This is a genomic window from Streptomyces sp. NPDC001549, from assembly GCF_042894025.1.
Taxonomy (GTDB): Bacteria; Actinomycetota; Actinomycetes; order Streptomycetales; family Streptomycetaceae; genus Streptomyces; species Streptomyces kutzneri.
Genome location: NZ_JBIAVJ010000007.1, coordinates 132,293 through 158,702, shown reverse-complemented (window position 1 = coordinate 158,702; position 26,410 = coordinate 132,293). Strand labels below are relative to the sequence as shown.

The 26,410-nt window shown below is 71.3% G+C and carries 26 protein-coding genes; 24 read left to right on the top strand and 2 right to left on the bottom strand.

Annotation, left to right across the window (positions count from 1 at the left end; all coding sequences use genetic code 11):
- The first annotated feature begins 8 nt into the window (after window positions 1–8).
- From ACFY04_RS14695 to nusB, 9 genes are all read left to right on the top strand, one after another.
- A complete protein-coding gene (locus ACFY04_RS14695; protein WP_373043688.1) occupies window positions 9–200 on the top strand; it encodes a hypothetical protein in 192 nt (63 codons plus the stop codon).
- Window positions 201–332: 132 nt separating this feature from the next.
- Window positions 333–1,517 (top strand): chorismate synthase, encoded by a 1,185-nt coding sequence (gene aroC / locus ACFY04_RS14690; RefSeq protein WP_389116750.1) that lies wholly within the window; start codon window positions 333–335, stop codon window positions 1,515–1,517.
- Entirely contained in the window at window positions 1,514–2,032 is a 519-nt protein-coding gene (locus tag ACFY04_RS14685) for a shikimate kinase (RefSeq protein WP_389116748.1), read from the top strand. The genes aroC and ACFY04_RS14685 overlap by 4 nt, the downstream gene beginning before the upstream one ends.
- Window positions 2,029–3,120, top strand: coding sequence for a 3-dehydroquinate synthase (gene aroB / locus ACFY04_RS14680; protein WP_389116746.1), 1,092 nt, complete (start codon window positions 2,029–2,031; stop codon window positions 3,118–3,120). The genes ACFY04_RS14685 and aroB overlap by 4 nt, the downstream gene beginning before the upstream one ends.
- Window positions 3,117–3,557 (top strand): type II 3-dehydroquinate dehydratase, encoded by a 441-nt coding sequence (aroQ, locus tag ACFY04_RS14675; RefSeq protein WP_373043692.1) that lies wholly within the window; start codon window positions 3,117–3,119, stop codon window positions 3,555–3,557. Before aroB ends, aroQ begins: the two co-directional genes overlap by 4 nt.
- Before the next feature lie 92 nt (window positions 3,558–3,649).
- The gene (locus ACFY04_RS14670; RefSeq protein ID WP_389116744.1) at window positions 3,650–4,468 is read left to right on the top strand and encodes an AAA family ATPase; all 819 of its coding nucleotides are present in this window, start codon (window positions 3,650–3,652) and stop codon (window positions 4,466–4,468) included.
- A gap of 113 nt (window positions 4,469–4,581) precedes the next feature.
- Entirely contained in the window at window positions 4,582–5,688 is a 1,107-nt protein-coding gene (locus ACFY04_RS14665) for an aminopeptidase P family protein (protein ID WP_389116742.1), read from the top strand.
- Window positions 5,689–5,747: 59 nt separating this feature from the next.
- Complete coding sequence (gene efp / locus ACFY04_RS14660) at window positions 5,748–6,314, top strand: elongation factor P (protein ID WP_327386411.1); 567 nt, start codon at window positions 5,748–5,750, stop codon at window positions 6,312–6,314.
- 3 nt (window positions 6,315–6,317) lie between these two features.
- Entirely contained in the window at window positions 6,318–6,752 is a 435-nt protein-coding gene (nusB, locus tag ACFY04_RS14655) for a transcription antitermination factor NusB (protein ID WP_389116739.1), read from the top strand.
- Window positions 6,753–6,921: 169 nt separating this feature from the next.
- On the opposite strand, the gene bldD is transcribed toward nusB, so the two are convergent.
- Window positions 6,922–7,422: a transcriptional regulator BldD gene (gene bldD, locus ACFY04_RS14650; protein WP_030008755.1), complete on the bottom strand. Its 501-nt coding sequence runs from the start codon at window positions 7,420–7,422 to the stop codon at window positions 6,922–6,924.
- Window positions 7,423–7,716: 294 nt separating this feature from the next.
- Here bldD and pyrR point away from each other — a divergent pair, with 294 nt between their 5' ends.
- The 14 genes from pyrR to ACFY04_RS14580 all read left to right on the top strand — a co-directional run bounded on the left by pyrR (window position 7,717) and on the right by ACFY04_RS14580 (window position 24,450).
- On the top strand, window positions 7,717–8,292 hold the full coding sequence (pyrR, locus tag ACFY04_RS14645; protein WP_030732111.1) for a bifunctional pyr operon transcriptional regulator/uracil phosphoribosyltransferase PyrR: 576 nt from the start codon (window positions 7,717–7,719) through the stop codon (window positions 8,290–8,292).
- Window positions 8,293–8,398: 106 nt separating this feature from the next.
- Window positions 8,399–9,391 carry an aspartate carbamoyltransferase catalytic subunit gene (locus tag ACFY04_RS14640; RefSeq protein WP_389116737.1) on the top strand — a complete coding sequence of 331 codons (993 nt, stop codon included), beginning with the start codon at window positions 8,399–8,401 and terminating at the stop codon, window positions 9,389–9,391.
- A gap of 2 nt (window positions 9,392–9,393) precedes the next feature.
- Window positions 9,394–10,680 carry a dihydroorotase gene (locus ACFY04_RS14635; protein WP_389116735.1) on the top strand — a complete coding sequence of 429 codons (1,287 nt, stop codon included), beginning with the start codon at window positions 9,394–9,396 and terminating at the stop codon, window positions 10,678–10,680.
- Window positions 10,677–11,258: a hypothetical protein gene (locus ACFY04_RS14630; RefSeq protein WP_030769179.1), complete on the top strand. Its 582-nt coding sequence runs from the start codon at window positions 10,677–10,679 to the stop codon at window positions 11,256–11,258. Before ACFY04_RS14635 ends, ACFY04_RS14630 begins: the two co-directional genes overlap by 4 nt.
- Window positions 11,255–12,418 carry a glutamine-hydrolyzing carbamoyl-phosphate synthase small subunit gene (gene carA / locus ACFY04_RS14625; protein ID WP_389116732.1) on the top strand — a complete coding sequence of 388 codons (1,164 nt, stop codon included), beginning with the start codon at window positions 11,255–11,257 and terminating at the stop codon, window positions 12,416–12,418. Before ACFY04_RS14630 ends, carA begins: the two co-directional genes overlap by 4 nt.
- A complete protein-coding gene (carB, locus tag ACFY04_RS14620; protein ID WP_389116730.1) occupies window positions 12,411–15,719 on the top strand; it encodes a carbamoyl-phosphate synthase large subunit in 3,309 nt (1,102 codons plus the stop codon). Before carA ends, carB begins: the two co-directional genes overlap by 8 nt.
- Window positions 15,720–15,814: 95 nt before the next feature.
- Window positions 15,815–16,924, top strand: a complete 1,110-nt coding sequence (locus ACFY04_RS14615) for a quinone-dependent dihydroorotate dehydrogenase (protein WP_189972633.1) — start codon at window positions 15,815–15,817, stop codon at window positions 16,922–16,924.
- Window positions 16,921–17,760 carry an orotidine-5'-phosphate decarboxylase gene (gene pyrF, locus ACFY04_RS14610; RefSeq protein WP_389116728.1) on the top strand — a complete coding sequence of 280 codons (840 nt, stop codon included), beginning with the start codon at window positions 16,921–16,923 and terminating at the stop codon, window positions 17,758–17,760. The genes ACFY04_RS14615 and pyrF overlap by 4 nt, the downstream gene beginning before the upstream one ends.
- A 303-nt stretch (window positions 17,761–18,063) precedes the next feature.
- Window positions 18,064–18,387, top strand: a complete 324-nt coding sequence (locus ACFY04_RS14605; protein WP_030008746.1) for an integration host factor — start codon at window positions 18,064–18,066, stop codon at window positions 18,385–18,387.
- A gap of 61 nt (window positions 18,388–18,448) precedes the next feature.
- Entirely contained in the window at window positions 18,449–19,012 is a 564-nt protein-coding gene (gene gmk, locus ACFY04_RS14600) for a guanylate kinase (protein WP_030008745.1), read from the top strand.
- A gap of 73 nt (window positions 19,013–19,085) precedes the next feature.
- Complete coding sequence (rpoZ, locus tag ACFY04_RS14595) at window positions 19,086–19,358, top strand: DNA-directed RNA polymerase subunit omega (RefSeq protein WP_004948662.1); 273 nt, start codon at window positions 19,086–19,088, stop codon at window positions 19,356–19,358.
- 121 nt (window positions 19,359–19,479) lie between these two features.
- Window positions 19,480–20,694 carry a bifunctional phosphopantothenoylcysteine decarboxylase/phosphopantothenate--cysteine ligase CoaBC gene (gene coaBC / locus ACFY04_RS14590; RefSeq protein WP_389116983.1) on the top strand — a complete coding sequence of 405 codons (1,215 nt, stop codon included), beginning with the start codon at window positions 19,480–19,482 and terminating at the stop codon, window positions 20,692–20,694.
- 212 nt (window positions 20,695–20,906) lie between these two features.
- Entirely contained in the window at window positions 20,907–22,115 is a 1,209-nt protein-coding gene (metK, locus tag ACFY04_RS14585) for a methionine adenosyltransferase (protein WP_030841517.1), read from the top strand.
- A gap of 286 nt (window positions 22,116–22,401) precedes the next feature.
- A complete protein-coding gene (locus tag ACFY04_RS14580) occupies window positions 22,402–24,450 on the top strand; it encodes a primosomal protein N' (protein WP_389116982.1) in 2,049 nt (682 codons plus the stop codon).
- A gap of 156 nt (window positions 24,451–24,606) precedes the next feature.
- Here ACFY04_RS14580 and ACFY04_RS14575 read toward each other — a convergent pair whose 3' ends face one another.
- The gene (locus tag ACFY04_RS14575; RefSeq protein WP_389116726.1) at window positions 24,607–25,158 is read right to left on the bottom strand and encodes a hypothetical protein; all 552 of its coding nucleotides are present in this window, start codon (window positions 25,156–25,158) and stop codon (window positions 24,607–24,609) included.
- A 250-nt stretch (window positions 25,159–25,408) separates the two neighbouring features.
- On the opposite strand from ACFY04_RS14575, the gene fmt reads away from it, so the two are divergent.
- Window positions 25,409–26,353 carry a methionyl-tRNA formyltransferase gene (gene fmt / locus ACFY04_RS14570; protein WP_389116724.1) on the top strand — a complete coding sequence of 315 codons (945 nt, stop codon included), beginning with the start codon at window positions 25,409–25,411 and terminating at the stop codon, window positions 26,351–26,353.
- The last annotated feature ends 57 nt before the right edge of the window (window positions 26,354–26,410 follow it).

Here is a 26,410-nt window from a genome sequence, read left to right as displayed (position 1 = left end):
GGGGCGGCATGGACGGGAACAGCACGGACGAGGTACTCGCGTCGAAGTGGGATCTCCCCTTCGTCGTCTTCACCATGGTCAGGGTGGCCTTCGGCGGCCTGCCCCTGTGGGCCAAGGCGCTCATCATCGGACTCTTCGGTTCCGTCATCCTCTGGTACGGGATCACCTGGCAGCGCGAGCGCGGCCGGCGGGCCCGCTGACGCCCCAGGCGTCCGATAGCTGGACCGGGGCCCGATAAACCCCTCCGGACGTGGGAGGATCTGGTGAGGCGGGTCCGGGCCGCGCACCCGATCGCGCCGTCGCTGTACCAGGCGCGAGCATGAGGAGCATCGTTGAGCAGGTTGCGTTGGCTGACCGCAGGAGAGTCGCACGGACCGGCACTGGTCGCGACGCTGGAGGGTCTTCCCGCCGGCGTCCCGGTCACCACCGGGCTGGTGGCCGATCACCTGGCCCGGCGCCGGCTCGGCTATGGCCGCGGTGCCCGGATGAAGTTCGAGCAGGACGAGATCACCTTCCTCGGCGGCGTCCGCCACGGCCTGTCCCAGGGCTCCCCGATCGCGGTCATGATCGGCAACACCGAGTGGCCCAAGTGGGAGACGGTCATGTCGGCCGACCCCGTCGACCCCTCGCTGCTCAAGGAGACCGGCCGCAACGCGCCGCTGACCCGTCCGCGCCCCGGCCACGCCGACCTCGCCGGCATGCAGAAGTACGGCTTCGACGAGGCCCGGCCGATCCTGGAGCGCGCCAGCGCCCGGGAGACCGCCGCCCGCGTCGCCCTCGGCGCCGTCGCCCGCTCCTTCATCAAGGAGGTCGCCGGCATCGAGATCGTCTCGCACGTGGTGGAACTGGCCGCGGCCAAGGCCCCGTACGGCGTCTACCCGACCCCCGCCGACGTCGACAAGCTCGACGCCGACCCGGTGCGCTGCCTCGACGCGGACGCCAGCAAGGCGATGGTCGCCGAGATCGACCAGGCCCACAAGGACGGCGACACCCTCGGCGGCGTCGTCGAGGTGCTGGCGTACGGAGTCCCGGTCGGCCTCGGCTCGCACGTCCACTGGGACCGCCGCCTCGACGCCCGCCTCGCCGCCGCCCTCATGGGCATCCAGGCCATCAAGGGGGTCGAGGTCGGCGACGGCTTCGAGCTCGCCCGCGTGCCCGGCTCGAAGGCGCACGACGAGATCGTCTCCACCCCCGAGGGCCTCAAGCGCACCACCGGCCGCTCCGGCGGCACCGAGGGCGGACTGACCACCGGCGAACTGCTGCGCGTACGCGCCGCGATGAAGCCCATCGCGACCGTCCCGCGCGCGCTGGCGACCGTCGACGTGGCCACCGGAGAGGCGACGGTGGCCCACCACCAGCGCTCCGACGTGTGCGCCGTGCCGGCCGCCGGCATCGTCGCCGAGGCCATGGTCGCCCTCGTACTGGCCGACGCGGTCGTCGAGAAGTTCGGCGGAGACTCCGTCCCGGAGACCCGCCGCAACGTCCAGGCGTACCTCGACAACCTGCAGATCCGGTGACCGCCGGACCACTGGTCGTCCTCGTCGGCCCCATGGGGTCCGGCAAGTCCACGGTGGGGGCGCTGCTCGCCGAGCGGCTCGGCGTCCCCTACCGGGACACCGACGCCGACATCGCCCTGGCCCAGGGCCGGGAGATCTCCGACATCTTCGTCGACGAGGGCGAGCCGTACTTCCGTGAGCTGGAGCGGCAGGCGGTCGCCGCCGCCGTCGCCGGGCACACCGGAGTCCTCGCCCTCGGCGGCGGCGCCGTCCTCGACGAGGGCACCCGCGAGCTGCTGGCCGGCCTGCCCGTCGCCTATCTGTCGATGGACGTCGAGGAAGCCGTACGGCGCGTTGGCCTCGGCGCCGCCCGCCCGCTGCTCGCCGTCAACCCGCGCCGCCAGTGGCGCGAGCTGATGGACGCCCGGCGCCCCCTGTACACCGAAGTCGCGCGCGTCGTGGTGGCCACCGACGACCGCACCCCCGAAGAGGTCGCCCAGGCGGTCCTCGACGCTCTGGAGTTGAAGGACGTATGACAGACCAGGTGACGCGGATCCACGTCGGCGCGAGCGCCGGACACGACGCGTACGACGTGCTGGTCGGGCGGCAGCTGCTCGGCGAGCTCGGCTCCCTGATCGGTACGAAGGCCCAGCGGGTCGCCGTGATCCACCCCGAGGCGCTGGCCTCGACCGGTGAGGCACTGCGCGACGACCTGGCCGAGCAGGGCTACGAGGCGGTCGCCATCCAGGTGCCGAACGCCGAGGAGGCCAAGACGGTCGAGGTGGCCGCCTACTGCTGGAAGGCCCTCGGCCAGTCCGGCTTCACCCGCACCGACGTGATCGTCGGCGTCGGCGGGGGAGCCACCACCGACCTCGCGGGCTTCGTCGCGGCCAGCTGGCTGCGCGGCGTGCGCTGGGTCGCCGTACCGACCACCGTCCTCGCGATGGTGGACGCGGCGGTCGGCGGCAAGACCGGCATCAACACCGCCGAGGGCAAGAACCTGGTGGGTGCCTTCCACCCGCCGGCCGGTGTGCTCTGCGACCTGGCGGCCCTGGACTCGCTGCCGGTCAACGACTACGTCAGCGGCCTCGCCGAGATCATCAAGGCCGGGTTCATCTCCGACCCGGTGATCCTCGACCTGATCGAGGAGGACCCGGCGGCGGCGCGCACGCCCGAAGGCCCGCACACCGCCGAGCTCCTCGTGCGCTCCATCCAGGTCAAGGCCGACGTGGTCTCCAGCGACCTCAAGGAGTCGGGACTGCGCGAGATCCTCAACTACGGCCACACCCTCGCGCACGCCATCGAGAAGAACGAGCGCTACAAGTGGCGGCACGGCGCGGCCGTGTCCGTCGGCATGGTCTTCGCCGCCGAGCTCGGCCGGCTCGCGGGCCGGCTCGACGACGCGACGGCCGACCGGCACAAGGCGGTCCTGGCCTCGGTCGGGCTGCCGCTGACCTACCGCGGCGACCAGTGGTCCAAGCTGCTCCAGACCATGCAGGTCGACAAGAAGTCCCGCGGCAACCTGCTGCGCTTCATCGTCCTCGACGGGCTGGCCAAGCCGACCGTCCTGGAGGGTCCCGACCCGGCGCACCTGGTCGCCGCCTACGGCGAGGTGTCGGCGTGAGCCGCCGCGTCCTCGTGCTGAACGGCCCGAACCTGGGCCGGCTCGGCTCGCGCGAGCCCGACGTGTACGGGGCCACCTCGTACACGGGACTGGTGGAGAGCTGCCGTTCGCTGGGCGAGGAGCTCGGCTTCGACGTCGAGGTCCGGGAGACCAACGACGAGGGCGAGCTGATCCGCTGGCTGCACGAGGCGGCGGACGGGAAGATCCCCGTGGTCATCAACCCGGGGGCCTTCACCCACTACTCGTACGGCATGCGGGACGCGGCCGCGCAGCGCACGGCGCCGCTGATCGAGGTGCACATCTCGAACCCGTACGCCCGCGAGGAGTTCCGTCACACCTCGGTCATCGCGGCCGTGGCGACCGGAACGGTGGCCGGCTTCGGTATCGGTTCGTACCGGCTTGCGCTGCGCGCACTGGCGGACGAGATCTCCACCTGACACCCTGCCTGACAGTGCTGGTGGACGGCCGGGCCCCGGCAGTCATATAACGTTCTCGCATCAGTCGCCGGAACGAGACGGAGTGGCAGCGGATGCAGCACGGAGTGGGGGGCGGGGGCGCGGGCTGGGGGCAGTCGGGACCGCGTCCGTCGGCGCCCCCGCAGCCGCCGATACCCCCGGCACAGGGCTGGCCGGGTTCGCCCCCGCCGCAGTCTCCGCCCCAGCCGCCTCACCAGCCTCACCAGCCCCACCAGCCGCCTCACCAGCACCATCAGTCGCAGCCGGTGCCCGCCGTGCCGGAGTCCACCGGGCACATCCCGCTGCCTCCCGCGGTGCCGGGCACCGGCGGGGCCGTCCTGGCCGTACTGCTGATCGGCCCGGCCGGCGCCGGTAAGACCACCGTCGCCCGGCACTGGGCAAGATCCCGGCCCGTGCCGACCGCCCACGTCAGCCTGGACGACGTCCGCGAGTGGGTCTGCTCCGGCTTCGCGGACCCCCAGGCGGGCTGGAACGAGCACTCCGAGGCCCAGTACCGGCTCGCCCGCCGCACCTGCGGCTTCGCCGCCCGCAACTACCTGGCGAACGGCATCTCCTGCATCCTGGACGACGCCGTCTTCCCGGACCGGCCCGTGGTCGGGCTGGGCGGCTGGAAGCGGCACGTGGGCCCCACGCTGCTGCCGGTGGTGCTGCTGCCCGGCCTGGAGATCGTCCTGGAGCGGAACGCTGCCCGTTCCGGCAACCGACGGCTCTCCGACGAGGAAGTCGCGCGGATCCACGGCCGGATGGCCGGCTGGTACGGCTCCGGACTGCCGATCATCGACAACTCCCACCTCGACGTCGAAGGCACCGCCCGCGCCCTCGACGAGGCCCTGGCCCGCGCCCTGTCGGCCCCCGGCGGCTGGCCCGGGTAGCAGGGGCGTCCCGCCGGTCAGGCCGCGCTCCCGCCCGATCGGCACGACATCCCCGGGCCCGTCCGGACGCGCTCGCCGGGCCGGATCGGCGGGGCGCTCGTACGCTCGAAGACATGTCAGACGTGTACGCCGTCCGCCGGAACCTGCTTCGCGACCGATGCGCCGCCGCGGGGAACGCCGCCGCACTGATCACGCGTCCGGCGAACGTCCGCTACCTCTCCGGGGCGTCCCCGCTCGGCGCGGTGCTGCTCGTCGGCCCCACCGAGGACATGCTGTTCTGCTCCGGCGCGCCCACCGGCGAGGCCGACGAGGGCCGCCTCGACGAGCACCTGGCCGTCTCCGTCCTGAGCAGCCCCGGCGGGGACCCGGCCGTCGCGGCCGCCGATCTGGCCGCCTCCGTCCGGGCCGACTCGCTCGCGGTGGAGGAACACCACCTCACCGTCGGCCGGCACCGGGCCCTGCGCTCCGTCGCGCCCACACTGCGCCTCGCCGACCTCGGCACCGCCGTCGAGCAGCAGCGCCTCGTCAAGGACGAGGAGGAGATCGCCTGTCTGCGGATCGCCGCCGAGATCGCCGACCAGGCCCTCGGGGAGCTGCTGGAGTCCATCCTCGTCGGGCGCACCGAGCGGCACCTCGCCCTGGAGCTGGAGCGGCGGCTCGTCGACCACGGGGCGGACGGCCCCGCCTTCCCGACGTCCGTCGGCACCGGCCCGCACTCCGGCCGCTCCCGGCACCGTCCCTCCGACCGCAGGGTGGAGGAGGGCGACTTCCTCACGGTCTGCCTGGGCGCCAACTACCGTGGCTACCGGTGCGAGATCGGCCGGACCTTCGTGATCGGCACCAGCCCGGCCGACTGGCAGATCGAGCTGTACGACCTCGTCTTCACCGCCCAGCGGGCCGGTCGCGAGGCCCTGCTGCCGGGGGCCGCGTACCGGGACGTGGACCATGCCGCACGCTCCGTCCTGGACTCCGCGGGCCACGCGGAAGAGCTCGCTCCGTGGACCGGACACGGCGTGGGCCTCGAAATCGACGAGGACCCGCAGCTTGCACCTACGGCAATGGGTAAACTGGACGCTTGCGTGCCGGTCACCGTCGAACCGGGGGTTCACCTCCCGGGCCGGGGAGGTGTCCGGATCGATGACACGCTCGTCGTACGCCCCGAGGCGGACGGCGGTCCCGAGCTACTCACCATTACGACCAAGGAGCTGCTCGCGCTCTAGCCGGCTCTGCCGGGCTGTGCGCGCACCCGTGGTCTTCCAGTGCAGGAGATTCCGCAACCGTGGCTTCCACGAACGACCTCAAGAACGGCATGGTGCTGAAGCTCGACGGGGGCCAGCTCTGGTCCGTCGTCGAGTTCCAGCACGTCAAGCCCGGCAAGGGCCCGGCCTTCGTGCGCACCAAGCTCAAGCACGTGCTCTCCGGCAAGGTCGTCGACAAGACCTTCAACGCCGGCACGAAGGTCGAGACGGCCACGATCGACCGCCGCGACATGCAGTTCTCGTACATGGACGGCGAGTACTTCGTCTTCATGGACATGACCACCTTCGACCAGCTGATGGTGGACAAGAAGGCTGTCGGCGACGCCGCCAACTTCCTGATCGAGGGCTTCACCGCCTCTGTCGCCCAGCACGAGGGCGAGGTGCTCTACGTCGAGCTCCCGGCCGCGGTCGAGCTCAAGATCGAGCACACCGACCCGGGCGTCCAGGGCGACCGCTCCACCGGTGGCACCAAGCCCGCCACCCTGGAGACCGGCTACGAGATCCAGGTCCCGCTCTTCGTCACCACCGGCGAGACGGTCAAGGTCGACACCCGCACCAGCGACTACCTCGGCCGGAAGAGCAACTAACCCGTGGCTGCTCGGAGCAATGCGCGCAAGCGCGCCTTTCAGATCCTCTTCGAGGCGGACCAGCGCGACGTGCCCGTCCGCGAGGTCCTCGCGGACTGGATCCGCCACGCGCGGTCGGACGACCGGCAGCCGCCGGTCAGCGCCTTCACGATGGATCTCGTCGAGGGTTACGCCGACAAGGTGAACCGCATCGACGATCTGATCATCACCTACGCCGTGGACTGGGACCTCGACCGCATGCCGGTCGTGGACCGGAACATCCTGCGGCTCGGTGCCTACGAGCTGATCTGGGTGGACGACACCCCGGACGCCGTGGCCATCGACGAGGCCGTCCAGCTGGCCAAGGAGTTCTCGACGGACGAGTCCCCCTCGTTCGTGAACGGGCTGCTGGCCCGCTTCAAGGACCTGAAGCCGAGCCTGCGGCGCAGCGAGAGCTGACCGCACGGCCCGGCGCCGGCACCGCCATACGGAAGGGCCCGCAGCGTACGCGTTGCGGGCCCTTCCGTATGCGGCGCGGGGCGCGGGAACGAAAAACCGGTGGGCGCCGGACCCCCGCAAGGGTCCGGCGCCCACCGGTAAACGTTTCTGCTGGTCCGGAGACCGGGACTCAGAGTTCCTCGTGCGCCACCGCGCGACGGGCGTCCGCGTCCAGCACGCCCCAGCTGATCAGCTGCTCGGTCAGGACCGAGGGGGACTGGTCGTAGATGACGGCCAGGGTGCGCAGGTCGTCCTGGCGGATCGACAGCACCTTGCCGTTGTAGTCGCCCCGCTGGCTCTGGATCGTCGCAGCGTAACGCTGCAGCGGGCCGGCCTTCTCGGCGGGGACGCCCGCCAGGCGCTCCAGGTCGAGACGCAGCTTCGGCGGCGGCTCGGCAGCCCCGCCGGGCGTCGTACCCGGCAGCAGTTCCTGCACCGGAACCCCGTAGAAGTCCGCCAGCTCGGCAAGACGCTGGACGGTCACGGCGCGGTCCCCGCGCTCGTAAGAACCGACCACGACGGCCTTCCACCGGCCCTGGGACTTCTCCTCGACACCGTGGAGGGAAAGGCCCTGCTGGGTGCGGATGGCGCGGAGCTTGGCCCCGAGCTGTTTGGCGTATTCGCTGGACATAACGCTCCCGGACGCTGTGACGCTGTGACTGGTGGACACTGCGACTACGTAACTACGTAACTACGTGCGGCTCCGCCGCGCGGCTGGTAACTCACTGTGAGGTTACGCAGCGTTACTTGGATGCGTCAAGCCGAATGGTCTTCGTCGCCCCCTGGGTGTTCGTCCCAGCAGCCCGGAGAGGGTCATTCCGTACCGGCCCGGTCCGAGTCACCGGCCTCTCCCTGGTACCGTGTGAGACGTACATCAGACGTCCTTTAAGGTCCGTCCCGTGAGGCGGAGAAGGAGGTCCTTTTCATGGACACTCAGCAGAACACCGATTCCATGCGCCCCGTACTCGAAGCGCAGGACATCGCACGGGTCCTGACCCGCATCGCCCACGAGATCGTCGAACGCGCCAAGGGCGCCGACGACGTGGTGCTCCTCGGCATTCCCACCCGCGGTGTCTACCTCGCCCGCCGGCTGGCCGCCAAGCTCGAAGAGATCACCGGTACGAAGATCCCGGTCGGCTCCCTCGACATCACGATGTACCGCGACGACCTGCGGATGAAGCCCGCCCGGGCGATCGGTCGCACCGAGATCCCCGGCGACGACCTCGACGGCCGCCTCGTCGTCCTCGTCGACGACGTGCTCTTCTCCGGCCGCACCATCCGCGCCGCTCTCGACGCCCTCGGCGACCTCGGCCGCCCCCGCGCCGTGCAGCTCGCGGTCCTCGTCGACAGAGGCCACCGCGAACTGCCGATCCGCGCCGACTACGTCGGCAAGAACCTCCCCACGTCGCTGCGGGAGACCGTCAAGGTCCAGCTCCAGGAGGAGGACGGCCGTGACGCCGTGCTGCTCGGCCAGCGGACCGCCCAGGCAGCAGGTCAGTAGACCGTTCTGGTGACGGGCCCCGACCGGGCCCGCGCCGAGGCCTGCCCTGCCCGCTCGCACCCCTGCAGTCAGTCCGCCTGCCCTCCCGACCTACGGAGCCATCCAGATGAAGCGCCACCTCATCTCGGCCGCCGACCTCACGCGCGACGACGCCGTCCTGATCCTCGACACCGCCGAGGAGATGGCCCGTGTCGCGGACCGGCCGATCAAGAAGCTGCCCACCCTGCGCGGCCTCACCGTCGTCAACCTCTTCTTCGAGGACTCGACCCGCACCCGGATCTCCTTCGAGGCGGCCGCCAAGCGGCTCTCGGCCGACGTCATCAACTTCTCCGCGAAGGGTTCGTCCGTTTCCAAGGGCGAATCCCTGAAGGACACCGCGCTGACCCTGGAGGCCATGGGCGCCGACGCGGTCGTCATCCGCCACCACGCCTCCGGCGCCCCCTACCGGCTCGCGACCTCCGGCTGGATCGACTCCGCCGTCGTCAACGCCGGCGACGGCACCCACGAGCACCCCACGCAGGCCCTGCTGGACGCCTTCACCATGCGCCGCCGCCTGGTCGGCCGCGACGCCGGCCTCGGCAGGGACCTGAACGGCCGCCGGATCACCATCGTCGGCGACATCCTGCACAGCCGCGTGGCCCGCTCCAACGTCCACCTGCTGCACACCCTCGGCGCCGAGGTCACCCTGGTGGCCCCGCCCACGCTCGTCCCGATCGGCGTCGAGACCTGGCCCTGCGAGGTCTCGTACAACCTCGACGAGGTGCTGCCGAAGTCCGATGCGGTGATGATGCTGCGTGTGCAGCGCGAACGCATGAACGCCGCCTTCTTCCCGACCGAGCGCGAGTACTCCCGCCGGTACGGCCTCGACGGCGACCGCATGGCGAAGATGCCCGAGCACGCCATCGTGATGCACCCCGGCCCGATGAACCGCGGCATGGAGATCACCGCCCAGGTCGCCGACTCCGACCGCTGCACGGCCGTCGAGCAGGTCGCCAACGGCGTCTCCACCCGGATGGCCGTCCTGTACCTGCTGCTCGGAGGCTCCGAGCCCGCCGTCACCACCACCCCCGCCGCTGCCCGTACCGAGGAGAGCAAGTAACCATGAGCAAGATCCTTATCCGTGGCGCGAAGGTACTCGGCGGCGAGGCGCAGGACGTCCTGATCGACGGCGAGACCATCGCCGAGGTCGGCCAGAACCTGTCCGCCGAAGGCGCGACCGTCATCGAGGCCGAGGGCCAGATCCTCCTCCCCGGCCTCGTCGACCTGCACACCCACCTGCGCGAGCCCGGCCGCGAGGACTCCGAGACCGTCCTCACCGGCACCCGCGCCGCCGCCTCCGGCGGCTACACCGCCGTGTTCGCCATGGCGAACACCTTCCCGGTCGCCGACACCGCCGGCGTCGTCGAGCAGGTCTGGCGCCTGGGCAAGGAGTCCGGCTACTGCGACGTGCAGCCCATCGGCGCCGTCACCGTCGGCCTGGAGGGCAGGCAGCTCTCCGAGCTGGGCGCCATGCACGAGTCCGCCGCCCGCGTCACCGTCTTCTCCGACGACGGCAAGTGCGTGGACGACGCCGTGATCATGCGCCGCGCCCTGGAGTACGTGAAGGCCTTCGGCGGAGTCGTCGCCCAGCACGCCCAGGAGCCCCGCCTCACCGAGGGCGCGCAGATGAACGAGGGCGTCGTCTCCGCGGAACTCGGTCTCGGCGGCTGGCCGGCCGTCGCCGAGGAGTCGATCATCGCCCGCGACGTCCTGCTCGCCGAGCACGTCGGCTCCCGCGTCCACATCTGCCACCTCTCCACCGCCGGATCCGTCGAGATCGTCCGCTGGGCCAAGTCCCGCGGCATCGACGTCACCGCCGAGGTCACCCCGCACCACCTCCTCCTCACCGAGGAGCTCGTGCGCTCGTACAACGCGGTCTACAAGGTCAACCCGCCGCTGCGCACCGAGCGCGACGTGCTGGCCCTGCGCGAGGCGCTCGCCGACGGCACGATCGACATCGTCGCCACCGACCACGCCCCGCACCCGCACGAGGACAAGGACTGCGAGTGGGCCGCCGCCGCCATGGGCATGGTCGGCCTGGAGACCGCGCTCTCCGTCGTCCAGCAGACGATGGTCGAGACCGGGCTGCTCGACTGGGCGGGCGTCGCCGAGCGGATGTCCTTCGCTCCGGCGCGCATCGGCAGCCTGGAGAACCACGGCCGTCCCGTCTCGGCAGGTGAACCCGCGAACCTGACCTTGGTCGATACCTCGTACCGTGGTGTCGTGGACCCCGCACATTTCGCCTCCCGCAGCCGCAACACGCCTTACGAGGGCCGTGAGCTGCCGGGGCGCGTCACTCATACCTTCCTGCGGGGCCGGGCAACGGTCGTGGACGGGAAACTGGCGTGACACCTGCAGTAATCCAACTGGCCGCCGAGGCCGCCGAACGACAGTCGGCGGAGGTGACCAGCTTCGGTGCCCGCATGGCGTGGGTGATCGGCCTGGCCGTCTTCGTCGCGTTCGTCTACTGGCTGATGCGGCAGGGCTGGAAATGGCGCGGCGCTCTGCAGAACGATCTGCCGGAGCTGCCCGCCGCACCCGACGGTCTTCCCGAGCACCGGCTGGCCCTGACCGGCCGGTACCACGGGTCCACCACTGCAGGACAGTGGCTCGACCGGATCGTCGCCCACGGTCTGGGCCTGCGCAGCCGGGTCGAGCTCACGCTCACCGACGCGGGCCTCGATGTGGTCCGACCGGGGGCCAACGACTTCTTCGTACCGGCCGCGCAACTGCGCGGCGCCCGCCTCGACAAGGGAATCGCGGGCAAGGTACTCACCGAGGGCGGTCTGCTCGTCGTCACCTGGGCGCACGGCGACAAGCTGATCGACTCCGGATTCCGCTCCGACCGCGCGGCCGAACACGCCGCCTGGGTCGAAGCCGTCAATCTCATGAACTCATCCATCACGACGGAAGGCGCCGAACGATGACGACCTCCACCAGGGGAGCAGCCAAAGCTCCCGCCGTACTCGTCCTGGAGGACGGTCGGATCTTCCGCGGCCGCGCCTACGGCGCTGTGGGGGAGACCTTCGGCGAGGCCGTGTTCTCCACCGGCATGACCGGCTACCAGGAGACCCTCACCGACCCGTCGTACCACCGGCAGGTCGTCGTGATGACCGCCCCGCACGTGGGCAACACCGGCGTCAACGACGAGGACCCCGAGTCCTCCCGCATCTGGGTCGCCGGCTACGTCGTACGCGACCCCGCCCGCGTCCCCTCCAACTGGCGCTCCCGCCGCTCGCTGGACGAGGAGCTGGTCAAGCAGGGCGTCGTCGGCATCTCCGGCATCGACACCCGCGCCCTGACCCGCCACCTGCGCGAGCGCGGCGCCATGCGCGTCGGCATCTTCTCGGGCGAGGCCTGGGTCGGCATCCGCGACGAGGCCCTGCTGGCCAAGGTCAAGTCGCAGCCGCAGATGAAGGGCGCGAACCTCTCCGCCGAGGTCGCCACCAAGGAGACGTACGTCGTCCCCGCGATCGGCGAGAAGCGCTTCACCGTCGCCGCCGTCGACCTCGGCATCAAGGGCATGACCCCGCACCGGATGGCCGAACGCGGCATCGAGGTGCACGTGCTGCCCGCCACCGCCACCGTCGAGGACGTCTACGCGGTCCAGCCGGACGGCGTGTTCTTCTCCAACGGCCCGGGCGACCCGGCCACCGCCGACGGCCCCGTCGCCGTCATGCAGGGCGTGCTGGAGCGCAAGACCCCGCTCTTCGGCATCTGCTTCGGCAACCAGATCCTGGGCCGCGCGCTCGGCTTCGGCACCTACAAGCTGAAGTACGGCCACCGCGGCATCAACCAGCCGGTGCAGGACCGCACCACCGGCAAGGTCGAGATCACCGCGCACAACCACGGCTTCGCCGTCGACGCGCCCCTCGACAAGGTCACCGAGACCGCCTACGGCCGCGCCGAGGTCTCCCACGTCTGCCTGAACGACAACGTCGTCGAAGGCCTCCAGCTGCTCGACCAGCCGGCCTTCAGCGTCCAGTACCACCCCGAGGCGGCCGCCGGCCCGCACGACGCCGCGTACCTCTTCGACCGCTTCACGTCTTTGATGGAAACCGCCCTGATGGAGGCCGAGCGTGCCTAAGCGCACCGATATCCAGTCCGTCCTGGTCATCGGCTCCGGCCCGATCGTCATCGGACAGGCCGCCGAGTTCGACTACTCCGGCACCCAGGCCTGCCGCATCCTCAAGGCCGAGGGCCTGCGGGTCATCCTGGTGAACTCCAACCCCGCGACGATCATGACCGACCCGGAGATCGCCGACGCCACGTACGTCGAGCCGATCACCCCCGAGTTCGTCGAGAAGATCATCGCCAAGGAGCGCCCCGACGCGCTCCTCCCGACCCTCGGCGGCCAGACCGCGCTCAACACCGCGATCTCCATGCACGAGCAGGGTGTGCTGGAGAAGTACGGCGTCGAGCTCATCGGCGCCAACGTCGAGGCCATCAACAAGGGCGAGGACCGCGACCTCTTCAAGGGCGTCGTCGAGGCCGTCAAGGCCAAGATCGGATACGGCGAGTCCGCCCGCTCGGTCATCTGCCACTCGATGGACGACGTCATCAAGGGCGTCGACACCCTCGGCGGCTACCCCGTCGTCGTCCGCCCCTCCTTCACCATGGGCGGCGCCGGCTCCGGCTTCGCCCACAACGAGGACGAGCTGCGCCGCATCGCCGGCCAGGGCCTCACGCTCTCCCCGACCACCGAGGTGCTCCTGGAGGAGTCCATCCTCGGCTGGAAGGAGTACGAGCTGGAGCTGATGCGCGACACCAAGGACAACGTGGTCGTCGTCTGCTCCATCGAGAACTTCGACCCGATGGGCGTCCACACCGGTGACTCCATCACCGTCGCCCCGGCGATGACCCTCACCGACCGTGAGTACCAGCGGCTGCGCGACATCGGCATCGCGATCATCCGCGAGGTCGGCGTCGACACCGGCGGCTGCAACATCCAGTTCGCGATCGACCCGACCGACGGCCGCGTCATCGTCATCGAGATGAACCCGCGCGTCTCCCGCTCCTCGGCGCTCGCGTCGAAGGCCACCGGCTTCCCGATCGCCAAGATCGCCGCCAAGCTGGCCATCGGCTACACGCTCGACGAGGTCCCCAACGACATCACCGAGAAGACCCCGGCCTCCTTCGAGCCGTCCCTCGACTACGTCGTCGTCAAGGCCCCGCGCTTCGCCTTCGAGAAGTTCCCGCTGGCCGACGCCACCCTCACCACCACCATGAAGTCGGTCGGCGAGGCCATGGCCATCGGCCGCAACTTCACCGAGGCCCTCCAGAAGGCCCTGCGCTCCCTGGAGAAGAAGGGCTCGCAGTTCACCTTCGTCGGCCCCACCGGCGACAAGGACGAGCTGCTGCGCATCGCGGTCCGCCCGACCGACGGCCGCATCAACACCGTCATGCAGGCCATCCGCGCCGGCGCCACCCAGGAAGAGGTCTTCGAGTTCACGAAGATCGACCCCTGGTTCGTCGACCAGCTCTTCCTCATCAAGGAGATCGCGGACGAGCTGACCGCCGCCGAGAAGCTCGGCCCCGAGCTGCTCGCCGAGGCCAAGCGCCACGGCTTCTCCGACGCCCAGATCGCCGAGATCCGCGGCCTGCGCGAGGACGTCGTCCGCGAGGTCCGGCACGCCCTCGGTGTCCGCCCGGTCTACAAGACGGTCGACACCTGCGCCGCCGAGTTCGCCGCGAAGACCCCGTACTTCTACTCCTCGTACGACGAGGAGTCCGAGGTCGCTCCCCGCACCAAGCCCGCGGTGATCATCCTGGGCTCCGGCCCGAACCGCATCGGCCAGGGCATCGAGTTCGACTACTCCTGCGTCCACGCCTCCTTCGCCCTCAGCGACGCCGGCTACGAGACCGTGATGGTCAACTGCAACCCGGAGACCGTCTCCACCGACTACGACACCTCCGACCGCCTGTACTTCGAGCCGCTCACGCTCGAGGACGTGCTGGAGATCGTCCACGCCGAGTCGCTGGCCGGCCCCATCGCCGGTGTCATCGTCCAGCTGGGCGGCCAGACCCCGCTGGGCCTCGCCCAGGCCCTCAAGGACAACGGCGTCCCCGTCGTCGGCACCTCCCCGGAGGCCATCCACGCCGCCGAGGACCGTGGCGCCTTCGGCCAGGTCCTCGCCGACGCCGGCCTGCCGGCCCCCAAGCACGGCACCGCCACCACCTTCGCGGGTGCGAAGGCGATCGCCGACGAGATCGGCTACCCGGTCCTGGTCCGCCCGTCCTACGTGCTCGGCGGCCGCGGCATGGAGATCGTCTACGACGAGGCCCGCCTCGAGTCGTACATCGCCGAGTCCACCGAGATCTCCCCGACCCGCCCCGTGCTGGTCGACCGCTTCCTCGACGACGCGATCGAGATCGACGTCGACGCCCTCTACGACGGCCACGAGCTCTACCTCGGCGGCGTCATGGAGCACATCGAGGAAGCCGGCATCCACTCGGGCGACTCGGCCTGCGCCCTGCCCCCGATCACCCTCGGCGGCTACGACATCAAGCGCCTGCGCGCCTCCACCGAGGCGATCGCCAAGGGCGTCGGCGTCCGCGGCCTGATCAACATCCAGTTCGCGATGGCCGGGGACATCCTCTACGTCCTGGAGGCCAACCCGCGCGCCTCCCGGACCGTCCCCTTCACCTCGAAGGCCACCGCCGTCCCGCTCGCGAAGGCCGCCGCCCGCATCTCCCTCGGCACCACCATCGCCGAGCTGCGCGCCGAGGGCCTGCTGCCGAAGACCGGCGACGGCGGCACCCTGCCGATCGACGCGCCGATCTCCGTCAAGGAGGCCGTCATGCCGTGGTCGCGCTTCCGCGACATCCACGGCCGCGGCGTGGACACCGTCCTCGGCCCCGAGATGCGCTCCACCGGCGAGGTCATGGGCATCGACGCCGTCTTCGGCACCGCCTACGCCAAGTCGCAGGCCGGCGCCTACGGCCCGCTGCCCACCAAGGGCCGCGCCTTCATCTCCGTGGCCAACCGCGACAAGCGCTCGATGATCTTCCCGGCGCGCGAGCTCGTCGCCCACGGCTTCGAGCTGATGGCCACCTCCGGCACCGCCGAGGTGCTGCGCCGCAACGGCATCAACGCCACCGTGGTGCGCAAGCTCAGCGAGGGCGAGGGCCCGAACGGCGAGAAGACCATCGTCCAGCTGATCCACGACGGCCAGGTCGACCTGATCGTCAACACCCCGTACGGCACCGGCGGCCGCCTCGACGGCTACGAGATCCGTACGGCGGCCGTGGCCCGCAGCGTCCCCTGCCTGACCACGGTCCAGGCGCTCGCCGCCGCCGTCCAGGGCATCGACGCGCTCAACCGCGGCGACGTGGGCGTCCGCTCCCTCCAGGAGCACGCGGAGCACCTGACCGCGGCCCGCGACTGACGCAGGCCCGCACAGCCAGCCCGGACACGGGGAGGGGGACACCGGTTTCACGACGGGTGTCCCCCTCTTCACGAGCGCAGAGGGATTTTCCGACGATGTATAAAACCTTCTTCAACCTGGTCTTCAAGCGGATGGACCCGGAGCAGGCCCACTACCTGGCCTTCCGCTGGATCCGCCTCGCCGCCCGCACCCCCGTGCTGCGCACCTTCGTCGCGGCCGCCCTGGCCCCGCGCTACGAGGAGCTCCGCACCGAGGCCCTCGGCCTGCGCATGCACGGCCCCTTCGGCCTCGCCGCCGGCTTCGACAAGAACGCCGTGGCCATCGACGGCATGTCGATGCTCGGCTTCGACCACATCGAGATCGGCACGGTCACGGCCGAGCCGCAGCCCGGCAACCCGAAGAAGCGGCTCTTCCGCCTCGTGCCGGACCGGGCGCTGATCAACCGCATGGGCTTCAACAACGAGGGCTCGGCGGCCGTGGCGGCCCGCCTGGCGGCCCGTGAGGCGGTCTTCAGGACCGTCGTCGGCGTCAACATCGGCAAGACGAAGGTCGTGCCCGAGGAGGAGGCCGTGGGGGACTACGTCGCCTCCACCGAGCGCCTCGCCCGGCACGCCGACTACCTCGTGGTGAACGTCTCCTCCCCGAACACCCCGGGCCTGCGCAACCTCCAGGCCACCGAGTCGCTGCGCCCGCTGCTGACGGCCGTACGTGAGGCCGCCGACCGCACGGTGACCGACCGCCGGGTGCCGCTGCTGGTCAAGATCGCCCCCGACCTGGCCGACGAGGACGTCGACGCGGTCGCCGACCTGGCCCTGGAGCTGGGCCTCGACGGCATCATCGCGACGAACACCACCATCGCCCGCGAGGGGCTGGGCCTGAAGTCCTCCCCGTCCCTGGTGAAGGAGACCGGCGGACTGTCCGGCGCCCCGGTCAAGGAGCGCTCGCTGGAGGTCCTGCGCCGCCTGTACGCCCGGGTGGGGGACCGCCTGGTCCTGGTCGGGGTCGGCGGCATCGAGAACGCCGAGGACGCCTGGCAGCGGATCCTGGCCGGCGCCACGCTGATCCAGGGCTACAGCGCCTTCATCTACGAGGGCCCGTTCTACGCCCGTGCCATCCACAAGGGCCTTGCCGCACGCCTGGCCAACAGCCCGTACGCGACGCTCGCCGAAGCGGTGGGCGCCGAGACCCGAAAGGCCACCAAGTGACTGTGATCCCGTTCGGCGCCCGCCTGCGCGCTGCGATGGACTCCCGGGGCCCGCTGTGCGTCGGCATCGACCCGCACGCCGCCCTGCTGGCGCAGTGGGGCCTGCAGGACGACATCGCGGGCCTGGAGCGGTTCTCCCGTACGGTCGTCGAGGCGCTCGCCGAGTCGGTGGCGGTCTTCAAGCCCCAGGCGGCCTTCTTCGAGCGCTTCGGCTCGAAGGGTGTGGCCGTCCTGGAGCGGGCCGTCGCGGACGCCCGGGCGGCCGGGACGCTGGTCGTCATGGACGCGAAGCGCGGGGACATCGGCTCGACCATGGCGGCGTACGCCTCGGCCTTCCTGGACCCGGCCTCGCCGCTGTTCTCGGACGCGCTGACGGTCTCCCCGTACCTGGGCTACGGCTCGCTGAAGCCGGCCGTCGACCTGGCCCGGGAGTCGGGCGCGGGCCTGTTCGTCCTGGCGCTGACCTCGAACCCGGAGGGCGCCGAAGTCCAGCGGGCGGTCCGCGAGGACGGCCGGACGATCGGCGCGACGATGCTGGCGCACCTGGCGGCGGAGAACGCGGACGCCACGCCCATGGGCTCCTTCGGCGCGGTGGTCGGTGCCACGCTGGGCGATCTGTCCTCCTTCGACCTGGACATCAACGGGCCCCTGCTGGCCCCCGGCATCGGCGCGCAGGGCGCGACGGCGGCGGACCTGCCGGGCGTCTTCGGCAAGGCCGTGCGCAACGTGGTCCCGAACGTCTCGCGGGGGGTCCTGAAGCACGGTCCGGACGTGAGCGCCCTGCGCGACGCGGCGCGGCGCTTCGCCGACGAGATCCACGAGGCCGTCACCGCGTAACCGGTCACCTGGGAGGCCCTGCCGCACCTCCGCGGCAGGGCCTCTCGCATTTCTTGGCGAAACTCGAACGCTCTTCATCGGACAAAACCGGGGTATTTTGTCCGTGATGTACGGTTCAGTGGAGGCTGACCAGGACTTTTCGTCCGTTCTCGCTGACTGGAGCGTTGTTGGCCGCTAGTCTCCGACCAGAGTGAACGTGCAGCGAACGCGTTTCGATCGCTGTTCGGGAGCTCGCCAGGTGTGGTGCCTTCGGGCTGCCCACCGGTCCGTATCCGACAGTTCGACATCCGAGGTGACGTAGGCGTGGCTCTTCCGCCCCTTACCCCTGAACAGCGCGCAGCCGCGCTCGAAAAGGCCGCCGCGGCTCGCCGGGAGCGGGCCGAGGTCAAGAATCGACTCAAGCACTCCGGCGCCTCGCTCCAAGAGGTCATCAAGACGGGCCAGGAGAACGACGTCATCGGAAAGATGAAGGTCTCCGCCCTGCTGGAGTCTCTGCCTGGCGTGGGCAAGGTGCGCGCCAAGCAGATCATGGAGCGTCTCGGCATCTCCGAGTCCCGGCGTGTCCGAGGTCTCGGTTCCAACCAGATCGCCTCTCTGGAGCGCGAGTTCGGCAGCACCGGCGCCTGAGGCGTCGCCTGAAGTTCTCCCGGCGTTCTCAGGCAGTCCTGAGAACCTGGATAATCGCTCTATGGCAGCAGAGGTTCGTCCGCGGCTGACCGTGCTCTCCGGCCCCTCAGGGGTCGGCAAGAGCACGGTCGTCGCGCATATGCGCAAGGTTCACCCCGAGGTGTGGCTCTCGGTGTCGGCCACCACCCGCAAGCCGCGGCCCGGTGAGCGACACGGAGTCCACTACTTCTTCGTCAATGACGACGAGTTCGACAAGCTGATCGCCAACGGCGAGCTGCTGGAGTGGGCCGAGTTCGCGGGCAACCGCTACGGCACCCCCCGCGGCGCGGTGCTGGAACGCCTGGACAACGGCGAGCCGGTACTGCTGGAGATCGATCTCCAGGGCGCACGGCTCGTCCGCGAGTCCAAGCCCGACGCCCAGCTGGTCTTCCTGGCCCCGCCGAGCTGGGACGAGCTGGTCCGCCGGCTGACCGGCCGGGGCACCGAATCGGCGGAGGTCATCGAGCGCCGGCTCGCCGCCGCCAAGATCGAACTCGCTGCCGAATCCGAGTTCGACACCACCCTGGTCAACACCTCCGTCGAGGATGTAGCCCGTGAGCTGCTAGCCTTGATGGCAGTTGTCTGATCGTTGATCGATGTTTTTCATTCGATCGATTCCAGGACGGCCCCATCTTTCACCCATCTTCGGAAGGTAGAGCGTGTCCTCTTCCATCACTGCGCCCGAGGGCATCATCAACCCGCCGATCGACGAGCTGCTCGAGGCTACCGACTCGAAGTACAGCCTCGTGATCTACGCGGCCAAGCGCGCGCGCCAGATCAACGCGTACTACTCGCAGCTCGGTGAGGGCCTGCTGGAGTACGTCGGCCCGCTGGTGGACACCCACGTCCACGAGAAGCCGCTTTCGATCGCGCTGCGCGAGATCAACGCTGGTCTGCTGACCTCCGAGGCCATCGAGGCCCCGGCCCAGTAAGGCACCAGAAGTCCTTTCACCACAGGCCCGGCAGAACATCTGCCGGGCCTGTGGTGTGTCATGGGTGGGTACGACGACGATCAGAGCCGAACGCGTCACAGCCGTCGAAGGGAAGTACGTGGTGGACAAGCCGAAGGTCGTACTGGGAGTCAGTGGCGGGATCGCCGCCTACAAGGCGTGCGAGCTGCTGCGCCGACTGACCGAGTCCGGCCACGACGTGCGGGTGGTGCCCACCGCGGCCTCCCTGAACTTCGTGGGGGAGGCCACCTGGTCCGCCCTCTCCGGGAACCCGGCCTCCACCGAGGTCTGGGAATCCGTCCACGAGGTGCCGCACGTGCGCATCGGGCAGTCCGCCGACCTCGTCGTCGTCGCCCCCGCCACGGCCGACATGCTGGCCAAGGCCGCCCACGGGCTCGCCGACGACCTGCTGACGAACACCCTGCTCACCGCCCGCTGCCCGGTGGTCTTCGCCCCGGCCATGCACACCGAGATGTGGGAGCACCCCGCCACTCAGGAGAACGTGGCCACGCTGCGCCGGCGCGGCGCCCTCGTCATCGAGCCCGCCGTCGGCCGGCTCACCGGCAAGGACACCGGCAAGGGACGGCTGCCCGACCCCGAGGAGATCTTCGAGGTCTGCCGCCACGTCTTGAGAAGGCAGGGTGTGGCCCGCGGGGTGGCCGGGCCGGACCTCGCCGGGCGGCACGTGGTGATCAGCGCGGGCGGCACGCGGGAGCCGCTGGACCCGGTCCGCTTCCTCGGCAACCGCTCCTCCGGCAAGCAGGGCTACGCCCTCGCCCGTACCGCCGTCGCCCGCGGCGCCCGGGTCACCCTGGTTTCGGCCAACACCGCGCTGGCCGACCCGGCCGGGGTGGACGTCGTACGCGTGGGGACGGCCGTGCAGCTGCGGGAGGCCGTGCTCAAGGCCGCCGCGGACGCCGACGCCGTGGTGATGGCCGCGGCCGTGGCCGACTTCCGGCCCGCCGAATACGCGGGCGGAAAGATCAAGAAGAAGGACGGGCAGGAGCCGGCGCCGGTGGCGCTCGTACGTAATCCGGACGTTCTCGCGGAGATCTCGGCCGATCGTGCCAGGGCCGGACAAGTGGTCGTGGGATTCGCCGCCGAGACCGACGACGTCCTCGCGAACGGCCGCGCCAAGCTCGCCCGAAAGGGCTGTGATCTTCTCGTCGTGAACGAGGTCGGGGAGGCTCGAACCTTTGGTTCTGAGGAGAATGAAGCGGTCATCCTGGCCTCCGATGGCTCTGAGACGCACGTGCCCCATGGTCCGAAGGAGGCCCTGGCCGAGGTGATTTGGGACCAGGTGGCGGTCCGGCTTTAGCCGCGACGCGCCTGGGCCGATTCCCCTTCTCCAGGTCACCTCCGTGCGTAAGAATGGGAGTGCCGCAGGTCACACGGCTCCCATAAGGCGAGACGGGTGGTCCAGGAAACGGTGGCGACCGATAAACTGCATCCGGAACGTGATCGGGCGCAGCCCCCGATGTGGTTCCGCCAAATGATCAGCCAGCAGCCGCTGCAACCCCAGGGAGCGTTGTGTCCCGTCGTCTGTTCACCTCGGAGTCCGTCACCGAGGGCCACCCCGACAAGATCGCTGACCAGATCAGCGACACGATCCTCGACGCGCTCCTCACCGAGGACCCCACCTCGCGCGTCGCCGTGGAGACCTTGATCACCACGGGTCTCGTGCACATCGCGGGAGAGGTGACGACGAAGGCCTACGCGCCGATCGCGCAGCTCGTCCGGGACAAGATCCTCGAGATCGGCTACGACTCCTCCAAGAAGGGCTTCGACGGCGCCTCCTGCGGCGTGTCGGTGTCCATCGGCGCCCAGTCCCCGGACATCGCGCAGGGCGTCGACACCGCCTACGAGAAGCGCGTCGAGGGCGACGAGGACGAGCTGGACAAGCAGGGCGCCGGCGACCAGGGCCTGATGTTCGGCTACGCCTGCGACGAGACCCCCGAGCTCATGCCGCTGCCGATCCACATCGCGCACCGGCTGTCCCGCCGGCTCTCCGAGGTCCGCAAGAACGGGACCATCCCGTACCTGCGCCCCGACGGCAAGACCCAGGTCACCATCGAGTACGACGGCGACAAGGCCGTGCGCCTGGACACCGTCGTGGTCTCCTCGCAGCACGCCTCGGACATCGACCTCGACTCGCTGCTCGCTCCCGACATCCGCGAGTTCGTCGTCGAGCACGTCCTGGCCCAGCTCGTCGAGGACGGCATCAAGCTCGACACCGAGGGCTACCGCCTCCTGGTGAACCCCACCGGCCGCTTCGAGATCGGCGGCCCGATGGGCGACGCCGGCCTCACCGGCCGCAAGATCATCATCGACACCTACGGCGGCATGGCCCGCCACGGTGGCGGCGCCTTCTCCGGCAAAGACCCGTCGAAGGTCGACCGCTCCGCCGCCTACGCCATGCGCTGGGTCGCCAAGAACGTGGTCGCCGCCGGTCTCGCCTCGCGCTGCGAGGTGCAGGTCGCGTACGCCATCGGCAAGGCCGAGCCCGTCGGTCTCTTCGTCGAGACCTTCGGCACCGCCAAGGTGGAGGTCCAGAAGATCGAGGACGCGATCGGCGAGGTCTTCGACCTGCGCCCGGCCGCGATCATCCGCGACCTGGACCTGCTGCGCCCGATCTACGCCCAGACCGCCGCCTACGGCCACTTCGGCCGTGAGCTGCCGGACTTCACCTGGGAGCGCACCGACCGCGTGGACGCCCTGCGCACGGCCGCCGGCCTGTAAGCACCCGCGATACGGCCCCGGACCTTGAGGTCCGGGGCCGTATTTCGTTGGTGTGGCCCGTCCCGCGCGCATAGGCTGGCGCCGCCCTCCCGGTGCGAGGGGTGACGGCTTCATCTGGAGCGGGGTGCGAACCCCGTGTCGAAGGAAGCGCAGGACCCGCCGCCGCCCGGCCCGATCTCGGGAGGGCGCACGCACCGCGCCGCCGCTGTCAGCGGCATTTGGTAAGAATGCTGATGTGAGCAGCGCGAATGAGTCCCCGCCGGAGCAGCTCGCGCTGATCCGGGACATGGTCGCCGAGGCGAAGGCCAAGGCGCCCAAGGCGAAGCCGCGCACCTGGCGCGGGGCCGCCGTCGCCGCCGAGCTGCCCGTCGCCCGGATCCTCGTGAACAAGGGCGTGCTCCACCTCGACCAGCTCTGGGACTACGCCGTCCCCGAGGAGCTCTCCGAGGCCGCCCAGCCCGGCGTCCGCGTCCGCGTCCGCTTCGGCGCCGGCTCCCACCATGTGCGCGGCGGCCGCCGCGAGGGCGGCGGCCTCATCGACGGCTTCATCGTGGAGCGCCGCGCCGAGTCCGACTACGAGGGCGCACTGGCCGCCCTCGCCCACGTGGTCTCGCCCGAGGTGGTCCTCAGCCCCCGCATGCTCGCCCTCGCCCGGGCCGTCGCCGACCGGTACGCGGGCAGCCTCGCCGACGTGCTCCAGCTCGCCCTGCCCGCGCGGAGCGCCCGCGCCGAGGCCAAGCCCTCACCGGAACCCCTGCCGCCGCCGCCCGCACCCGAGCCCGCCGGCTGGGAGCGGTACGGCGCCGGACCCGGCTTCCTGCGCGCCCTCGCCACCGGCGCCGCCCCGCGCGCCGTGTGGACCGCCCTGCCCGGCCCCGGCTGGGCCGACGAACTCGCCCGCGCCATGGCCGCCACCCTGGCCTCCGGGCGCGGGGCCCTCGCCGTGCTCCCCGACGGGCGGACCGCCGCCCGCGTCGACGCCGCCCTGACCGCCCTGCTCGGCGAAGGCCGGCACGCTCTGCTGACCGCCGAGTCGGGGCCCGAGAAGCGCTACCGCCAATGGCTGGCCGTGCACCGGGGCTCCGTGCGGGCCGTCATCGGCACCCGGGCCGCGATGTTCGCACCCGTACGGGACCTCGGGCTGGTCGCCATCTGGGACGACGGCGACTCCAGCCACAGCGACGACAACGCCCCCTTCCCGCACGTCCGGGAGGTACTGGAACTGCGCGCCGTCAACGACGGCTGCGGCTTCCTCGCGGGCAGTACGAGCTGCACCGTGGAAGCCGCCCAGCTGGTCGAGTCCGGCTGGGCCAGGCCCCTGATCGCCGACCGCGAGACCGTACGGGCCTGCGCGCCCCGGATCCGGACCGTCGGGGACGAGCTGCTCGCCCGCGACGAGGCCGCCCGGGCCGCGCGCCTGCCGAGCCTGGCCTGGGAGACCGTACGGGAAGGGCTGAAGACCGGGCCCGTGCTCGTGCAGGTACCGCGGCGGGGCTACGTGCCCCGGCTGGCGTGCGAGCGGTGCCGCACTCCCGCCCGCTGCACGGTCTGCGCGGGACCGCTGGAGGCCCCCGACGAGCGGGACCTGAGGTGCGGGTGGTGCGGGCGGGGCGAGCCGTCCTGGCACTGCGAGGAATGCGGGTCGTTCCGGCTGCGGGCCCAGGTGGTCGGCGCGCGGCGCACCGCCGAGGAACTGGGACGGGCCTTCCCGGCCGTGGCCGTACGGACCTCCGGACGCGACCACGTCCTCGACGAGGTTCCGGACCGGCCCGCACTGGTGGTGTGCACCCCGGGCGCCGAACCGGTGGCCGCGGGCGCCGGGTACGCGGCCGCGCTGCTGCTCGACGGCTGGGCCATGCTGACCCGGCCCGACCTGCGGGCCGGCGAGGACGCGCTGCGGCGGTGGATCGCGGCCGCCTCCCTGGTCCGGGGCGACGGCCAGGTCGTGGTGGTCGCCGAACCGACGCTGAGACCCGTCCAGGCGCTCGTCCGGTGGGACCCGGTGGGCCATGCCGTACGGGAGCTCGCGGAGCGGTCCCAGCTCGGCTTCCCCCCGGTGTCCCGGATGGCGGCCGTGGCCGGCCGGGGCGAGGCCGTGGAGGCCTTCCTGGCCGGAGCCGGGCTGCCGCCCGACGCCGAGATCCTGGGGCCGGTGCCGCTCCCCGGGCGGCGCGGCGAGCCGTCCCCCGGGGAGCGGGCACTGGTCCGGGTCCCGCCGGGCAGCGGAGCCGCCCTGGCGGCCGCCCTGAAGTCGGCGCAGGCCGCCCGGATGGCGAAGGGGGTTCCGGCGGCGGAGGCCGTCCGGGTCCGGATCGACCCGCCCGACATCGGCTGACGCGGCCGCGCCGACGCGGTGCGCGCAAGGCCGTCGCCGAACGCCGAAACCCCCGGTGGGGCGACCCGTACGGTCGTCCCACCGGGGGTGGACTCAGGCGCGGCGAGCCGGCGCGGCCGGCCGTCGGGTGTCGGCGTCCCGGCGGCAGGACACCCGTCAGCCGTTACGCGGACCGGGGAAAGCGGGGGAGCGGGGCGCCTCTGCGAGCCCCCGCCCGGGTACACCCCCGGCGGCGGCCGCCTGGGCCTCCTCGCGCACCGGCTGCGGCGGCATCGAGCGCGCCGCCGGGACGGTCGGCAGCGGCCCCAGGGTCCGGGTGGCCGTCCCCTCGGCCAGCGGCTCCGCGGACTCGGCGGACTGCGCCCGCCGGGCCCCGTAGCGGCGGTGCACGGCCTGCTTGGTGACACCCAGAGCCGAACCGACCGCGTCCCACGAGAAACCGAGCGAGCGGTCGAAGTCCACCGCCGCGGTGACCAGCGTCTCGACGCTGTCCCGCAGCTCCTGCGCGAGGCGGACGGTCGGCGCGGGCGCCCGGCCGTAGACGACGAAGCCGGTGGACGGACCCGATCGGCGCGGGCGGTACACGTTGCCGAGCTGGGCGGTGAGCGTACGCAGGGCATCCACCTGCCGGCGAACCCGCTCGATGTCCCGTACCAGGAGGTGCAGGCTGGCCCGGGCTTGGGCGTCGTGGGTGGCGTGGTCGGCCATGAAGAAGCCTCTCGAACCGGTGCTGAAGGGCGGATCGGGCCGCAGACACCGTTCACACGCGGCCCGTTTCGGTCAATCTCTCTTGACCAACGCGCCACCCGTCGCCCAGGTCACGCTGTGGGGGCGTGTCGGCATATGCGAGGGGCGCGCACGTGTGCGTACGCCCCCTCAACACCACAGGTGGGCGGCCCGACCCGCGCCCCATAGACTGGTGCGCTGCTGACAGCCGAGATAGCGAGGTAGTCCCCCAGTGAAGCTCGTCTTCGCAGGCACCCCCGAGGTCGCCGTACCCGCACTGGACGCCCTGATCGCCTCCGGGCGGCACGAGGTCGCCGCCGTCATCACCCGGCCCGACGCACCGGCCGGCCGCGGCCGCCGTCTCGTCGCCAGCCCGGTCGCCGAACGCGCCGAGGAAGCGGGCATCGAGGTGCTCAAGCCCGTCCGCCCCCGCGACCCCGACTTCCAGGCCCGGCTGCGCGAGATCGACCCGGACTGCTGCCCGGTCGTCGCCTACGGCGCCCTGCTCCCCAAGAGCGCCCTCGACATCCCCCGGCACGGCTGGGTCAACCTGCACTTCTCGCTGCTCCCCGCATGGCGCGGAGCCGCGCCCGTCCAGCAGTCGATCATCGCGGGGGACCAGGTCACCGGCGCCTCCACCTTCCGCATCGAGGAGGGCCTGGACACCGGCCCGGTCTACGGCATCCTCACCGAGGAGATCCGGCCCACCGACACCAGCGGCGACCTGCTCACCCGGCTCGCCTTCGCCGGGTCCGGACTGCTCGCCGCCACCATGGACGGCATCGAGGACGGCACCCTGCGCGCCGTCGAGCAGCCCCACGACGGGATCTCCCACGCGCCCAAGATCACGGTGGAGGACGCCCGGATCGACTGGACCGCCCCCGCGATGCGCGCCGACCGCGTGGTGCGCGGCTGCACGCCGGCCCCGGGCGCGTGGACCGTCTTCCGCGGGGAACGCCTCAAGCTGATCTCGCTGGGCCTGGTGCCCGACCGCGCGGACCTTGAGCCGGGCGAGCTGGCCCCCGCCAAGAACAACGTCTACGCCGGCACCGGCTCGCACGCCGTGGAGCTGCTGTGGGTGCAGCCGCAGGGCAAGAAGCCGATGCGGGCCGCCGACTGGGCGCGCGGGGTGCGGATCGCTCCCGGCGAGCGGCTCGGCGGAGCCGACGTAGGCTGACCGGTGGGGACGGCGCCCGAGCGCTGACGTCCCCACGCGCCCCCCCGCACCACACGC

What these genes read in the sequence shown, in the direction of transcription:
- ACFY04_RS14615 (WP_189972633.1), top strand. Translation starts at nt 15,815, where the DNA reads ATGTATAAAACCTTCTTCAACCTGGTCTTCAAGCGGATGGACCCGGAG.
- ACFY04_RS14575 (WP_389116726.1), bottom strand. Translation starts at nt 25,158, where the DNA reads ATGGCCGACCACGCCACCCACGACGCCCAAGCCCGGGCCAGCCTGCAC.
- gmk (WP_030008745.1), top strand. Translation starts at nt 18,449, where the DNA reads ATGGCAGCAGAGGTTCGTCCGCGGCTGACCGTGCTCTCCGGCCCCTCA.
- ACFY04_RS14665 (WP_389116742.1), top strand. Translation starts at nt 4,582, where the DNA reads ATGTCAGACGTGTACGCCGTCCGCCGGAACCTGCTTCGCGACCGATGC.
- aroB (WP_389116746.1), top strand. Translation starts at nt 2,029, where the DNA reads ATGACAGACCAGGTGACGCGGATCCACGTCGGCGCGAGCGCCGGACAC.
- ACFY04_RS14695 (WP_373043688.1), top strand. Translation starts at nt 9, where the DNA reads ATGGACGGGAACAGCACGGACGAGGTACTCGCGTCGAAGTGGGATCTC.
- ACFY04_RS14635 (WP_389116735.1), top strand. Translation starts at nt 9,394, where the DNA reads ATGAGCAAGATCCTTATCCGTGGCGCGAAGGTACTCGGCGGCGAGGCG.
- ACFY04_RS14580 (WP_389116982.1), top strand. Translation starts at nt 22,402, where the DNA reads ATGGTCGCCGAGGCGAAGGCCAAGGCGCCCAAGGCGAAGCCGCGCACC.
- carA (WP_389116732.1), top strand. Translation starts at nt 11,255, where the DNA reads ATGACGACCTCCACCAGGGGAGCAGCCAAAGCTCCCGCCGTACTCGTC.
- pyrR (WP_030732111.1), top strand. Translation starts at nt 7,717, where the DNA reads ATGGACACTCAGCAGAACACCGATTCCATGCGCCCCGTACTCGAAGCG.
- ACFY04_RS14670 (WP_389116744.1), top strand. Translation starts at nt 3,650, where the DNA reads ATGCAGCACGGAGTGGGGGGCGGGGGCGCGGGCTGGGGGCAGTCGGGA.
- ACFY04_RS14640 (WP_389116737.1), top strand. Translation starts at nt 8,399, where the DNA reads ATGAAGCGCCACCTCATCTCGGCCGCCGACCTCACGCGCGACGACGCC.
- bldD (WP_030008755.1), bottom strand. Translation starts at nt 7,422, where the DNA reads ATGTCCAGCGAATACGCCAAACAGCTCGGGGCCAAGCTCCGCGCCATC.